This is a genomic window from Pseudomonas sp. CCC4.1, assembly GCF_035019225.1.
Classification (GTDB): Bacteria; Pseudomonadota; Gammaproteobacteria; order Pseudomonadales; family Pseudomonadaceae; genus Aquipseudomonas; species Aquipseudomonas bubulae.
The window spans coordinates 35,367-49,321 of the sequence record NZ_JASJWL010000005.1; the positions used below are offsets into that span (position 1 = coordinate 35,367).

At 59.3% G+C, this 13,955-nt stretch carries 12 protein-coding genes; 8 read left to right on the plus strand and 4 right to left on the minus strand.

Going from position 1 to position 13,955, the window contains the following annotated elements; all coding sequences use genetic code 11:
* Window positions 1-15: 15 nt before the first annotated feature.
* From QN377_RS03410 to QN377_RS03425, 4 genes are read left to right on the plus strand one after another with little or no spacing between them, the layout of a single operon-like run.
* Window positions 16-1,179, plus strand: a complete 1,164-nt coding sequence (locus tag QN377_RS03410) for an isovaleryl-CoA dehydrogenase (protein ID WP_095001677.1) — start codon at window positions 16-18, stop codon at window positions 1,177-1,179.
* A gap of 11 nt (window positions 1,180-1,190) precedes the next feature.
* Window positions 1,191-2,798: a carboxyl transferase domain-containing protein gene (locus QN377_RS03415; RefSeq protein ID WP_095001678.1), complete on the plus strand. Its 1,608-nt coding sequence runs from the start codon at window positions 1,191-1,193 to the stop codon at window positions 2,796-2,798.
* 27 nt (window positions 2,799-2,825) lie between these two features.
* Complete coding sequence (locus tag QN377_RS03420; protein WP_095001679.1) at window positions 2,826-3,644, plus strand: gamma-carboxygeranoyl-CoA hydratase; 819 nt, start codon at window positions 2,826-2,828, stop codon at window positions 3,642-3,644.
* Complete coding sequence (locus QN377_RS03425) at window positions 3,641-5,581, plus strand: acetyl/propionyl/methylcrotonyl-CoA carboxylase subunit alpha (RefSeq protein ID WP_322212585.1); 1,941 nt, start codon at window positions 3,641-3,643, stop codon at window positions 5,579-5,581. The genes QN377_RS03420 and QN377_RS03425 overlap by 4 nt, the downstream gene beginning before the upstream one ends.
* Before the next feature lie 60 nt (window positions 5,582-5,641).
* Here QN377_RS03425 and QN377_RS03430 read toward each other — a convergent pair whose 3' ends face one another.
* Window positions 5,642-6,301: a LexA family protein gene (locus tag QN377_RS03430; protein ID WP_095001681.1), complete on the minus strand. Its 660-nt coding sequence runs from the start codon at window positions 6,299-6,301 to the stop codon at window positions 5,642-5,644.
* 129 nt (window positions 6,302-6,430) lie between these two features.
* On the opposite strand from QN377_RS03430, the gene QN377_RS03435 reads away from it, so the two are divergent.
* Window positions 6,431-6,778, plus strand: coding sequence for a DUF6124 family protein (locus tag QN377_RS03435; RefSeq protein WP_095001682.1), 348 nt, complete (start codon window positions 6,431-6,433; stop codon window positions 6,776-6,778).
* Between the two features lie 47 nt (window positions 6,779-6,825).
* On the opposite strand, the gene QN377_RS03440 is transcribed toward QN377_RS03435, so the two are convergent.
* The gene (locus QN377_RS03440) at window positions 6,826-7,878 is read right to left on the minus strand and encodes a Glu/Leu/Phe/Val dehydrogenase dimerization domain-containing protein (protein WP_095020896.1); all 1,053 of its coding nucleotides are present in this window, start codon (window positions 7,876-7,878) and stop codon (window positions 6,826-6,828) included.
* A gap of 170 nt (window positions 7,879-8,048) precedes the next feature.
* Between QN377_RS03440 and QN377_RS03445 the strand changes: the two genes are divergently transcribed.
* From QN377_RS03445 to QN377_RS03455, 3 genes are all read left to right on the plus strand, one after another.
* A complete protein-coding gene (locus QN377_RS03445) occupies window positions 8,049-8,516 on the plus strand; it encodes an Lrp/AsnC family transcriptional regulator (protein WP_095001684.1) in 468 nt (155 codons plus the stop codon).
* A 535-nt stretch (window positions 8,517-9,051) separates the two neighbouring features.
* The gene (locus tag QN377_RS03450; RefSeq protein WP_095022896.1) at window positions 9,052-10,203 is read left to right on the plus strand and encodes a M14-type cytosolic carboxypeptidase; all 1,152 of its coding nucleotides are present in this window, start codon (window positions 9,052-9,054) and stop codon (window positions 10,201-10,203) included.
* 173 nt (window positions 10,204-10,376) lie between these two features.
* Window positions 10,377-11,687 (plus strand): protein kinase, encoded by a 1,311-nt coding sequence (locus QN377_RS03455; protein WP_095022897.1) that lies wholly within the window; start codon window positions 10,377-10,379, stop codon window positions 11,685-11,687.
* A gap of 56 nt (window positions 11,688-11,743) precedes the next feature.
* Here QN377_RS03455 and QN377_RS03460 read toward each other — a convergent pair whose 3' ends face one another.
* Both QN377_RS03460 and QN377_RS03465 read right to left on the minus strand, forming a co-directional pair.
* Entirely contained in the window at window positions 11,744-12,448 is a 705-nt protein-coding gene (locus tag QN377_RS03460; protein WP_016782338.1) for a YebC/PmpR family DNA-binding transcriptional regulator, read from the minus strand.
* Between the two features lie 107 nt (window positions 12,449-12,555).
* Window positions 12,556-13,947, minus strand: coding sequence for an FAD-dependent oxidoreductase (locus tag QN377_RS03465; protein ID WP_095019311.1), 1,392 nt, complete (start codon window positions 13,945-13,947; stop codon window positions 12,556-12,558).
* Window positions 13,948-13,955 lie beyond the last annotated feature (8 nt).

The following is a 13,955-nucleotide window of genomic DNA, read 5'->3' on the forward strand; positions in this document are numbered from 1 at the left end:
GAATATAGGTGCCCCATGAGCTACCCCACCCTGAACTTCGCCCTGGGCGAAACCATCGATATGCTGCGCGATCAGGTCCAGGCATTCGTCGCTGCCGAACTGGCGCCACGGGCGGCGCAAATCGACAAGGACAACCTGTTCCCGGCCGACATGTGGCGCAAGTTCGGTGACATGGGGTTGCTCGGCATCACCGTCTCAGAAGAGTACGGCGGCACCGGCCTGAGCTATCTGGCCCATGTGGTGGCCATGGAAGAAATCAGCCGCGGCTCGGCATCGGTGGCCCTGTCCTACGGCGCCCACTCCAATCTGTGCGTCAACCAGATCAACCGCAACGGCACCCACGAACAGAAACTCAAATACCTGCCCAAGCTGATCAGCGGCGAACACGTCGGTGCCCTGGCCATGAGCGAACCGAACGCCGGTTCCGATGTGGTTTCGATGAAACTGCGCGCCGACAGACGCGGCGACCACTTTGTCCTCAACGGCAGCAAAACCTGGATCACCAATGGCCCGGACGCCAGCACCTATGTGATCTATGCCAAGACCGACCTGGAGAAAGGCCCGCACGGAATCAGCGCATTTATCGTTGAGCGTGACTGGAAAGGCTTCAGCCGCAGTAGCCATTTCGACAAGCTTGGCATGCGCGGTTCCAACACCAGCGAGCTGTTTTTCGACGATGTCGAAGTGCCTGAAGAGAACCTGCTGGGCACCCTCAACGCCGGCGTAAAGGTCCTGATGAGCGGCCTGGACTACGAGCGTGTGGTGCTCTCGGGCGGCCCCACCGGGATCATGCAGGCGTGCATGGACCTGATCGTGCCGTACATTCACGACCGCAAGCAATTCGGCCAGAGCATCGGCGAATTTCAGTTGATCCAGGGCAAGGTGGCTGACATGTACACCCAGCTCAATGCCAGCCGTGCCTATCTGTATGCCGTGGCTGCCGCGTGCGAACGTGGCGAAACAACGCGCAAGGATGCCGCCGGCGTGATTTTGTACAGCGCCGAACGCGCCACGCAAATGGCCCTCGATGCCATTCAGATTCTCGGCGGCAACGGCTACATCAATGAATTCCCTGCCGGGCGCCTCCTGCGCGACGCCAAACTGTATGAAATCGGCGCTGGCACCAGCGAAATCCGACGCATGCTGATTGGTCGCGAACTCTTCAACGAAACCCGCTAAGGAGCGCAGGCATGTCCATCTTGCAGACGACAATCAACCCGCGCTCGGCCGAGTTCGGGCTTAACCGCGACGCCATGCTCAAACAGGTCGACGCCTTGCATGCCCTGCTAGCGCAGGTGCAACAAGGCGGTGGCGCCAAGGCGCAGGAGCGGCATACCTCACGAGGCAAGTTGCTACCTCGCGAACGGATTGACCGCCTTTTGGACAGCGGTTCGCCCTTCCTTGAATTGAGTCAGTTAGCGGCTTACAACGTGTACGGCGAAGACGTTCCGGCAGCCGGGATCATTGCCGGCATTGGTCGGGTCGAGGGCGTGGAGTGCATGATTGTCGCCAACGACGCGACGGTCAAAGGCGGTTCGTACTACCCACTGACGGTCAAAAAACACCTGCGGGCGCAAACCATCGCCGAGCAGAACCGCTTGCCGTGCATTTATCTGGTGGACTCGGGGGGTGCCAACTTGCCGCGCCAGGACGAGGTGTTCCCGGACCGCGAGCACTTTGGACGGATCTTCTTCAACCAGGCCAACATGAGCGCAGCGGGCATCCCGCAAATTGCCGTGGTCATGGGCTCCTGTACCGCAGGCGGTGCCTATGTACCCGCCATGGCCGACGAAGCCATTATGGTGCGTCAACAGGCAACGATTTTTCTCGCTGGCCCGCCGCTGGTAAAGGCCGCCACGGGCGAAGTGGTCAGCGCCGAAGACCTCGGCGGGGCCGATGTGCACTGCAAGATTTCCGGGGTGGCCGACCACTATGCCGACAGCGACGAACACGCCCTGGCGCTGGCCCGGCGCAGCGTTGCCAACCTCAACTGGCGCAAGCTGGGCCAGTTGCAGCAGCGCACACCACAGGTACCGCTGTACGACCGTGATGAGCTGTACGGCATAGTCCCGGCTGATGCCAAGCAGCCTTTTGATGTACGCGAAGTGATTGCGCGGCTGGTGGATGGCTCGGTATTCGATGAGTTCAAGGCCCTGTTCGGTACCACGCTGGTGTGCGGCTTTGCCCATTTGCAGGGTTACCCGGTGGCGATTCTGGCCAACAACGGGATCCTGTTTGCCGAGGCCGCGCAAAAGGGCGCGCACTTTATCGAGCTGGCCTGTCAGCGCGGCATCCCCCTGGTGTTTTTGCAAAATATCACCGGCTTTATGGTCGGGCAGAAATACGAAGCCGGTGGGATTGCCAAACACGGTGCCAAATTGGTCACCGCCGTTGCGTGCGCCAGGGTGCCCAAATTCACCGTGATCATTGGCGGCAGCTTTGGCGCCGGCAACTACGGAATGTGCGGCCGCGCCTACGATCCACGCTTCTTGTGGATGTGGCCAAATGCCCGAATCGGCGTGATGGGTGCGGAGCAAGCCGCGGGTGTGCTGGTGCAGGTCAAGCGCGAACAGGCCGAGCGCAATGGCGTCGGGTTTACAGCCCGGGAAGAGGCCGAGATCAAGCAGCCGATCCTCGACCAGTACGAGCATCAAGGCCACCCCTACTACTCCAGCGCGCGCTTGTGGGATGACGGCGTGATCGATCCGGCGCAAACCCGAGAGGTTTTGGCCCTTGGCCTGTCGGCGGCCTTGAACGCCCCTGTCGAGGCCACCCGTTTCGGTGTGTTCCGGATGTAACCCCACAGCCTTTCAGGACTGACAAACATGATGGATTTCAACACCCTCGAACTGCACACCGATCCCCGGGGCTTTGCCACCCTGTGGTTGAGCCGCGAGCAGAAGAACAATGCATTCAATGCCGAGATGATTCGTGAGCTGATTCTGGCGCTGGAGGCCGTACAAGCCGACCCTGCCCTGCGTTTTCTGGTGCTGCGCGGGCGCGGCAAGCATTTCAGCGCCGGTGCCGATCTGGCCTGGATGCAGCAATCGGCCGAACTGGACTACCACACCAACCTTGACGACGCCCGCCACCTGGCCGAGCTGATGTACAACCTGGCCAAGCTGAAAATGCCCACCCTGGCCGTGGTCCAGGGCGCGGCCTATGGTGGTGCGCTGGGCCTGATCAGTGCCTGCGACATGGCTATCGGCACCGAAGACGCGCAGTTCTGTCTGTCGGAAGTGCGTATCGGCCTGGCACCTGCGGTGATCAGCCCCTTTGTGGTGCAGGCCATCGGTGAGCGCGCTGCCCGCCGCTACGCCTTGACGGCTGAACGCTTCAGCGGCGAACGTGCCCGGGAACTGGGCTTGCTATCGGAGTGCTACCCACTCGCCGAGCTTGAACAGCACATCGGCCTCTGGATTGACAACCTGCTGCTCAACAGCCCCCAGGCCATGCGCTCATGCAAGGACCTGTTGCGGGAAGTCAGCCACGGAGCACCGACCCTGGCTATTCGCCGTTACTGCGAAAACGCCATAGCTCGCATCCGCGTCAGCCCCGAAGGCCAGGAGGGCTTGCGCGCCTTTCTGCAAAAACGTGCCCCCAGCTGGCAAGCCGATCCATCGACCCTGGAGCCGCGTTCATGAGCGCCCCTATTCTGACATCCGTACTGGTTGCCAACCGTGGCGAAATCGCCTGCCGGATAATGCGCACAGCCAGGGCCCTGGGCCTCACCACAGTAGCCGTCCACAGCGCGACCGATCGCGATGCGCGGCATTGCCGCGAAGCCGATATCTGCGTAGACCTGGGGGGCAGCAAAGCGGCCGACAGCTACCTGAAAATCGACAAGATCATTGCAGCCGCCAAGGCCAGTGGGGCCCAGGCCATTCATCCCGGTTATGGCTTTTTGTCGGAGAACGCAGGCTTTGCCCGTGCCATTGAAGCTGCCGGGCTGATATTTCTCGGCCCGCCCGCCAGTGCCATTGATGCCATGGGCAGCAAGTCCGCCGCCAAGACCTTGATGGAAGTGGCGGGCGTACCGCTGGTGCCGGGTTACCACGGCGACGCCCAGGATCTGGAAACCTTTCGCCTCGCCGCAGAACGCATCGGCTATCCGGTGCTGCTCAAAGCCACGGCAGGAGGCGGCGGCAAGGGCATGAAGGTGGTCGAGGACGTCGCCCAGCTGGCAGAGGCGCTGGCCTCGGCACAGCGCGAAGCCCTGTCGTCCTTTGGCGATGCGCGCATGCTGGTGGAAAAGTACGTACTCAAGCCACGACACGTGGAAATCCAGATTTTTGCCGACCAGCACGGCAACTGCCTGTACCTCAATGAGCGCGACTGCTCGATTCAGCGCCGCCACCAGAAAGTCGTAGAGGAAGCGCCAGCACCGGGCCTGAGTGTCGAACAGCGTCAGGCAATGGGCGAGTCCGCCGTGCGTGCGGCCCAGGCCATCGGTTATGTGGGCGCGGGCACTGTAGAGTTCCTGCTGGATGCGCGAGGCGAGTTCTTCTTTATGGAGATGAATACGCGCCTGCAGGTTGAGCACCCGGTCACTGAAGCCATCACCGGCCTCGACCTGGTGGCCTGGCAAATCCGCGTGGCACGGGGTGAAACCCTGCCCATCAGCCAGGCTCAGGTCCCGTTGAACGGCCATGCCATAGAAGTGCGACTGTATGCAGAAGACCCGGGCCATGATTTCCTTCCGCAAACCGGCCGTCTTGAGGTGTATCGCGAGTCGGCCGCTGGCCCGGGCCGTCGCGTGGACAGCGGTGTCAGCGAGGGCGACGAAGTTTCACCGTTCTACGACCCGATGCTGGGCAAGCTGATTGCTTGGGGTGAAGACCGCGAGCAGGCACGTTTGCGCCTGATGGCCATGCTCGATGAATTCGCTATTGGCGGGCTGAAAACCAACCTGAATTTCTTGCGCCGCATTATCGGCCACCCTGCCTTCGCCGCAGCCGAACTCGATACCGGATTTATCCCACGCTACGAAGAAGAATTACTGCCTGCTGCCGAACCTTTGCCTACGGCATTCTGGTCTGCCGCTGCCCAGGCATTCAGCCAAAGTCAACCGCTACGGGTGCGCAACGATGACCCGGCATCGCCCTGGTCGACAGCCAATGGCTTTCGTAGCGGCCTGCCGGCAAACACCTTGCTGGTTCTGGCCTGCAAGGGTGAACAGCAGGTTATCCACCTCAGTGGCAACACCACCACTTTGCGCGATGAACACTTGCTCATCGAGCAGGACGGTGTACGCCGTCAGCACCTGGCCATCCGTCGGGGCGATGCGCTGTACCTGCGCTGGGACGGTGAACTGCACTGCGTGCGTCTGCACGATCCGATCAGCGCCGTGGACGCCAGTCACACGGCCCAGGGCGGCCTGACTGCACCGATGAACGGCAGCATCGTACGTGTGCTGGTCGAGGTCGGGCAAACCGTCGAGGCCGGTGCTCAGCTGGTGGTACTGGAAGCCATGAAAATGGAACACAGCCTGCGAGCCCCCCATGCAGGCGTGATCAAGGCGCTGTTTTTCCAGGAAGGTGAAATGGTCAGTGAGGGCTCGGCACTGGTCGAGCTGGAATGAGAAAAGGCGGGTACCGTGACCGGTATCCGCCTTTTCACTTGCAGTATGGACACACCGCTTCTAAAACTTGGCAGTGGCCTGTACCACCACGCCGATAATCCGGCAGTTTTCATCAAACAGGGTTTTCGGGTAGGTCGGATTGAGTGGCTTGAGGTAACGTTGCCCGCTTTCTTCGATCAACTGCCGGAAAGTCGTGGCATCGGATTCCGGCGTAAGAGCGATGACCATTTTGCCTGGCGTGGCCTCGATGTCCGGATCAACCAGAATCATCATCCCCTGCGCAATGCTGACCCCCACCGGGGCAGTCATTGCGTCTCCCGTGACCAGCAGCCAGAACGCAGCGCCCTTGGCGTAGTGATCACTCACTTCAAACAGCGTACCGGGCGGTGCATAACCGGGCAGCAGCTTTTCGCTGACGTGACCCGCCGCTACCCAGTCGCGCACCGGGTAGCGGAATGCCGATGTGATCTCGTAGGTGTATTCGTCAACCCCGGGCTTGTCGCCCGCCTCGTTGCGCTCACGAATCACCAGGGCGACCTCAAGGTGCTCCAGCCCAAGGGCGTGAAGTACGTTGTTCATCGTCGGCAAGTCGGGTTGACGGCGTTTATTGAGCCAATGGCCGACTCCGCCCTGGGAAGCCCCGACGCGTTCGGCTAGTTTTTCTTGCGTGAGTTTCAGCTCGCGCAATTTGGTTCTGACTAAAGCGATCCATTTATCCATCTGCCGAACAATACGGATTGAATTCGACGCAACAATACACGAATTGTATTATTTACTTATAAGACAAGAATACTTAATGTACTAATCTGCTTTAGCTGACTCGATCAACTCCTGAGACGCAGGTAAATCATGACTCCAATAACAAAAATCCCTTTCGAAACCGAGTCCGATGCCGGGCTTGAATCCATCAAGGACAGCATCGCGACCCAGCGTGCCCTCGACTATTATTTGAAACCTCCTGTTTCTCAACACGCTACGGGTAAGAAAATTTTCCAGGTCAGCGATGACGTGAGCCAGGAAGAAGCTCTGGTGCTGGCCTCGGATTACTTGCGCTGCGCAATTGCCAATGCGCAAAGCGCCAGCGAGCATCAGCAGGGCTCTCAACGGGATCTGCTGCTGAGCCTGCTGCTGCTTATGGAGCCATCCCGGCAATTGCTGGACAAGGCTATCGACATGCAACAACTGACTGCCCGCTGAAGTGAAAAGGCGCTGATTGCCTGCTGCGGGCACCAGCGCCCTGGCTATCACGCGTTCAGACGCTCCTGGGCGAGGCTGTCGGCAATGCGCGTGGTGTTCATGTCCTGCGCTTTAGCCCTTAGAAAGATCTGACGCAACGTCTCGCCAATGCCTTCAACGTGCTGGCGAACCTGCTCAGGCGTGCCACCGTTGTACTCGTAAGACACGTCAATAATGCCGCCCGCATTGATTGCGTAATCCGGTGCGTGCAAGCAACCCCGACGCCACAGTTCATCGGCATGGGAAGCCTTGGCCAATTGATTGTTGGCCGCACCGGCAATCACCGGTGCACGCAGTACCTGCAAGGTTTCATCGTTGATGATGGCACCCATGGCACAGGGCGAGAACACGTCGACATCGAGCCCGTAAATATCCAGTGCACTGACCGCATGGGCACCGAGTTCGTCGACAGCACGGCGCACATTGGCCTCCTGGATATCGTGAACCCACAGCTCGGCGCCCGCCTCCTTCAGGTGCCGGGCCAGGTTGTATCCCACCTGACCCAGCCCTTGAACGGCCACCCGCAGGCCCGTCAGGTCGTGGCGCCCCAAACGCTGCAACACTGCCTCACGCAGGCCAATAAAGACCCCTAGGGCGGTAGCCGGAGACGGGTCACCACTGCGCGTGCCACCGCCCAGTTGTTCGCGGGTGCCAGCACCCACCACGTGGCGGGTGCGCTGGCCCATGAGGGCCATTTCAGCAACCCCGGTGCCGGAGTCCGCCGCCGTGATGTAGCGTCCGCCCATGCTCTCGACAAAACCACCCATTGCCTGAAACAGCGCCTCGCTCTTGTCTTTGCGCGGGTCACCAATGATCACCGCCTTGCCGCCACCCAATGGCAACCCGGCCAGCGCCGACTTGTACGTCATGCCACGGGACAGGCGCAGCACATCGTTCAAGGCTTGCTGCTCGTCGGCATAGGGCCACATGCGGCAACCGCCCAGGGCTGGCCCCAGGCGCGTGTTGTGCACCGCAATAATGGCCTTGAGGCCCGTGGCCTTGTCATGACAGAACTGGACGTGTTCGTGGTGATCGAATTCGGGGTGGGTAAAAATCGGCATTACGCTCTCTCTCTTGTTTTTAGCCAGAATGCGAGCCAGACCTTAAAGTCAGTCTGTGACCCGTGGCAAAAGAGTGAGGGTTTTACCTAGGATTTTTCTTTCTAAATTGCAGGAATTGTTCTGCTAATCTGCATGTATCATTCAAAAACAATAAGAAAACAGATCAATTCATGCAGATAAAGTTAAGCGCCATCGACCGCAAGATCCTTCGCCTGCTCCAGCACAATGCCGACCTGTCTGCCGCCGAGGTGGCGGAACGCGTGGAATTGTCGCAATCACCCTGCTGGCGGCGTATCCACCGTCTGCAAGAGGAAGGGCTGATCGAGCGCAAGGTCGCCCTGCTCAACCCGAAAAAACTCGGCCTCAATGTAGTGGTGTTCGTCAATGTGCGGCTGTCGGGCCACGGCCGTCGCCATCTGACCGAGTTTGAAGAGGCGATTACCGATTATCCCGAAGTGATCGAGTGCTACACCATGGCCGGGGACATGGACTACCTGCTCAAGGTGGTCACCCACGATATCGACAGCTACGAACGTTTTTTGCGCGATCACTTGCTGCAGAAACCACACGTACAGGAAGCCCACTCCAATATCGCCATGAGTGAGGTCAAACGCACCACGGAACTGTTACTCGATTAGGTCTGCAGGCCGCTGGATAGAGCATTGGGCCGGGGAGCGAAAAATTAATTTCGGAAAAGCGCGGGAAATAGCTTGATTTGCAAATGATAATGATTATTATTGCATGCAGCTGGTCGCGAGATCAGTCGATAATTCAAGGGACCTTAGGTCGGTCTTTTGAATTACCTCCTCATCAGGCTAATCACGGTTATTTGACCCGGCTTCTGGCCGGGTCTTTTTTTTGCGGCCAGTTATCTGGCTCTGCGTGCTTCAGGCTAATGAAGTCTGGTGTGCAGCCATTTTCTTGGGTGGCCGTCACGATAGGGTGATGATAGCAAAAGAACATCGAGAAACGGAAGCCTGAAGTCTAGGACTATAGCCGTAATGGCAATCTAGCACTTGAGAATCAATCGCAAAAACCCTACAATTGCGATGCGTCAAGGATGACGCCCCCCTTCGCTATTTCCTTCTTCCTCCCGCCTAAAATTCTGTATTGGCCTATCGCCATAGCACGGTACAGTAACGTCCACAATTATCAGATTTCGGGATTTGGACGATGACCGTGGCGCCCTCTTCACTTCATATCAGCAGCGACTTCGACAGCGGCAATATCCAGGTGCTAGATAGCAGCAACCCGTTGCAGGTAAAACTTGCCATCAAGCCGGACACCAAGAGCCCGCATTTTCAGTGGTTCCATTTCAAGGTCGATGGCCTGACACCCGGTCACACCCACCATTTCCAATTGAGCAACGCCAGCCAGTCTTCCTACAATAAAGCGTGGGATGGCTACCAGGCAGTGGCGTCTTACGATCAGGAAAACTGGTTCAGGGTACCGAGCGATTTCGACGGCACATCCCTGAATATTCATTTTGCAGCCGAGCAACCTCAGGCCTGGCTTGCCTACTTCGAACCCTACAGCCGCGCACGTCATGATCAGTTGATCAAAAATGCCCTGCAGTGGTCAGGTTGCGAGCTGCTGGCCACCGGCAAGAGCGTTGAAGGTCGCGACATCCAGTTGTTGCGCAAAGGTAGCGGCGCCAGCCACAAGCGCAAGATCTGGATCATCGCCCAGCAACATCCCGGCGAACATATGGCCGAATGGTTTATGGAAGGCCTGTTGGAGCGTCTGGAGCAAGGCAGCGACCCGCAAATGCGCAAGCTGCTGGACTACGCTGATCTTTACCTGATTCCCAACATGAACCCTGATGGCGCCTTCCACGGGCACCTGCGGACCAATGCCAACGGTCAGGACCTGAACCGCGCCTGGCAAAACACCAGCCCGCAGGTCAGCCCCGAAGTGTTTTTTGCCCTGGAGCAGATGAGCCAGTACGGCGTCGATCTCTTCCTCGACATTCATGGCGACGAAGAAATCCCCTATGTGTTTACCGCAGGCTGCGAAGGTAACCCGGGCTACACCCAGCGCCTGGCAACTCTGGAAGAACGCTTTCGCACGCATCTCAGCGCCCTGACCAAAGATTTCCAGACCACCCACGGCTACACCCGCGACGAACCCGGGCAAGCCAATATGACCCTGGCCTGCAACAGCGTTGGCCAACGCTTCGACTGCCTGTCGCTGACCCTGGAGATGCCGTTCAAGGACAACAACGATGCGCCGGACCCGCAGACCGGCTGGGATGGCAAGCGTTCTAAGCAATTGGCCAAGGACGTGCTGACCACCCTTTCGACGATGGTCAGAGAGCTGCGTTAAAAGCTGCATAAGCAGTACCGGGCCCGACCAAGGGCCCTTTACCGCTGACTGGCCAGAGCCCAGGTGCATCACGTTTTGCGCTCATAAGCCGCTGACAAATCCTCGGCCCCAAGCCGATAAATCGCTATCATGCGCGACACTTTTTGTCCTGCTTACGAGTCCCGACCCTGCATATGGATACCCTCGCTAAACTGCGCGCTGGCCAACTGGCGGGCCTCAAACGTCTTGATCTGTCGTGCGGGCTGACCGAGTTTCCGGCCGAGATATTCCAGTTGGCCGACACCCTGGAAATCCTCAACCTCAGCGGCAACGCCCTGAGCAGCCTGCCCGCTGACCTGCATCGCCTGACCCGGTTACGCATCCTGTTTTGCTCGGACAATCAATTCACCGAGCTGCCGGTTTGTCTTGGGCAGTGTGCGCAATTGAGCATGATTGGTTTCAAGGCCAACCGGATCGCCAACGTACCCGGTGCGGCACTGCCTCCTTTACTGCGCTGGCTGATCCTGACCGACAATTGCATCGAGCAACTGCCCGAAGAGCTGGGCCAGCGGCCACTGCTGCAAAAGCTGATGCTGGCCGGTAACCGCTTGCAGCAACTGCCCGCCAGTCTGGCCAAGTGCGAGCGTCTGGAGCTGATCCGTCTGGCTGCCAACCAGTTCAGCGAACTGCCCGACACCCTGCTGGCCTTGCCGGGCCTGAGCTGGCTGGCGTATGCCGGCAACCCGCTGCTTGAAGATGCCAGCACCCGGCACCAGCCCGACACCACGCCAAATATTGACTGGTCGCAGCTCGAGCTTGAGCAAAAGCTGGGCGAAGGCGCCTCCGGGATCATTTATCAGGCGCAGTGGCGCGCACCGGGGCAATCCCTGCAACCGGTGGCGGTCAAACTGTACAAGGGCAGCATCACCAGTGATGGCTCGCCGCTCAATGAAATGAATGCCTGCATCGCGGCAGGCCAGCATCCAAACCTGATCAAGGTACTGGGCCGCGTCACGGGTCATCCCGACGATCAGGCCGCATTGGTGATGGAACTGATCGACCCGTCCTTTATCAATCTCGCGGCCCTGCCCAGCTTCGACACCTGTAGCCGCGACGTGTATGCCGACAGCACCCGTTTCACCCGCGACAGCGCCTTGCGCATTGCCCGCGGTATTGCCTCGGCGGCCGGCCACCTGCACGCGCAGGGCATCTGCCATGGCGACTTGTACGCACACAATATTTTATTCAATGCCCGGGGTGACTGCCTGCTGGGCGATTTCGGTGCCGCGTGCTTCCATGCCCTGGACGACAGCCCGCAAAGCCGGGCGCTGCAACGCATCGAAGTGCGAGCATTCGGGATTTTGCTGGGCGAGTTGCTGGAGCGGATCGACTCGGGCTTGAGCGATCAACAGCGCATTGAGCTGCAAGGGTTGCAACAGCGCTGTATTCAGCCAGAGGTACTGGCACGGCCGGGATTTGCCGAGGTTATACGGGCATTACAGTAAGTCCTGTAGCAGCTGCCTTCGTTCCTCGGCAGCTGCTACGGGATAGGCTCGATGGCTTACGCCAACGCTACAAACATGTCCTGCACGTCGTCCTGCTCTTCCAGCTTGGCCAGAAACTCTTGTACTTCGGCCATTTGCTCGTCCGTCAAACCGCTTACCGGGTTCTTCGGCTGGTAGCCCAGCTTGGCTGAAACCACGGTAAAACCTTGCTCGGGCAATGCTTTCTGTACAGCGTCGAGGTCAGTCGGCTCGGTGATGAACAAGGTCGTGCCTTCTTCTTCGCCTTCTTCGAAATCCTGGGCACCGGCTTCAATCGCGGCCATTTCAGGGTCTGCGTCCGGGGTATCAGGCTTGGCCTCGATCATGCCGACATGATTGAAGTCCCACGCCACCGAACCCGAAGCGCCCAGTTGGCCCTTGCGGAAGGCCACGCGGATTTCAGCGACGGTACGGTTGATGTTGTCCGTCAGGCACTCAATGATCAGCGGCACCTGGTGGGGAGCGAAACCCTCGTAGGTAACGCGGTGGTATTGCACGGCCTCGGTGCCGATACCGGCGCCCTTGTTGATCGCGCGCTTGATGGTGTCAGCCGGCATCGAGGCTTTTTTGGCCTGCTCATAGACCAGACGCAAGTGCGAGTTCATGTCCGGGTCGGCGCCGTTGCGCGCAGCAACCGTCAATTCCTTGGCCAGCTTGCCAAAAATCTTGCCGCGGCTGTTGGCGGCGTCCGCTTTATGTTTAACCTTCCACTGTGCGCCCATTACTCACTCTCTCAATCTGGTGTGTCGCAGCCTGTCGGCCGTCGAATGGGCGCAAGTTTATACGGCAAGAAGTCGGCAATCGACCAAAAAATCCAATTGATACCTGCTTAACCCTTGTCAGCCTTGCCCGCCGCCGCGGCAAATCTGGCCAGGCGCACATCCAGATGCCGAGGCCGGCGGCCATGATCTTCGGCCCGTTCCTTGCGCCGAATGGCGTTGCGCACCATCAGCGACCCCAGGTAACGAATGGGTTCGGGCGGGAAAAACCCCAACGGTCCGTTGACCAGCGGCGAGCGGGTCCAGTCATTGGCCAGCCCCAACACCAGCGAGGTGAGAATCTGCCCGCCCATATGGCAAGGCCCCACCCCGCTGCCTGAATAACCAAAGCCATAAAACACATTGCCGTGGCTGCTCATCTGACCAAAAAACGGCAAACCGGTGACAGAGCGGTCTGAAGGACCATTCCATGTCGCCTCGATCCCAACCCCGGCAAACGCCGGAAAGAACTGCTCCAGGCTTTTGCCCAGCAGCCCGGCGTAGGGCGACGGCTGATCGAACACAGGCAGCATGCGCCCACCGTAGGCAAAGGTATTGCCACCCTTGCCCAACATGATTCGTCCGTCCGGGGTGTTGTGGTAGTAGTGCACGAATATTCTCGAATCGAGCACGGTGACACCACTGGTCAGGCCGATGTCCTGCAGCAGGTCCGGGCGCGGTTCCGTGATCAGCATATCGCTGGAGACAATCGCCACACTGCGCTCGAACTGCGGGAATGCCCGGGCCATCCAGGCATTCATCGCGAGCACCACGCGGTCAGCACGAATGCTTCCGCCAGGCGTGCGGATCAGCGCCGGCGCCCCCTCTTCCAGCCCGGTCATTGGCGTGTTTTCGTGGATTTTAACCCCCAACTGCAAGGCCACCCGACGCAAACCACGCACCAGTTTGCCAGGCTGTACGCTGGCAGCAGCGGGAGAAAACCAGCCCTCCAGATGCTGGGCAGAACCGGCCCGGCGCTGCACGTCATCAACCGCCAGCTTGCTGAACGAGTTGATGGCCTGGCGCTCCAGCGCAGCAATCACGCCATCCGTCGATCCGATCTGGGCCTGATTGGTCGCGGTGTATAACGTGCCATCGAGGCGGTAATCAGCCTCCACACCATAGCGCTCACAAAATGCACCGATTGCGTAAATGCTCTGTTCCGAGGCTTTGACCAGCCGCACGGCCTCCTCCACCCCGAACAACCGCTCAAGGGTGAAGTACTTGGCCGACCATGACAGCGCACAGCCACCGTTGCGCCCGCTGGCACCTGCGCCGCATATATCGGCTTCAATCAGCACTACATCCAGTTCAGGGCTTTGCTCCTTGAGCATGATCGCCGTCCATAACCCGGTATAACCGCCCCCCACAATGCACACCTGGGCACGGGTTTCACCCGCCAGCGCCTCGCAGGGTGCTTCATTTTCCAGGGCCAGTGCCTGTTCCAGCCAAAAAGGTCGCATGGGTCATT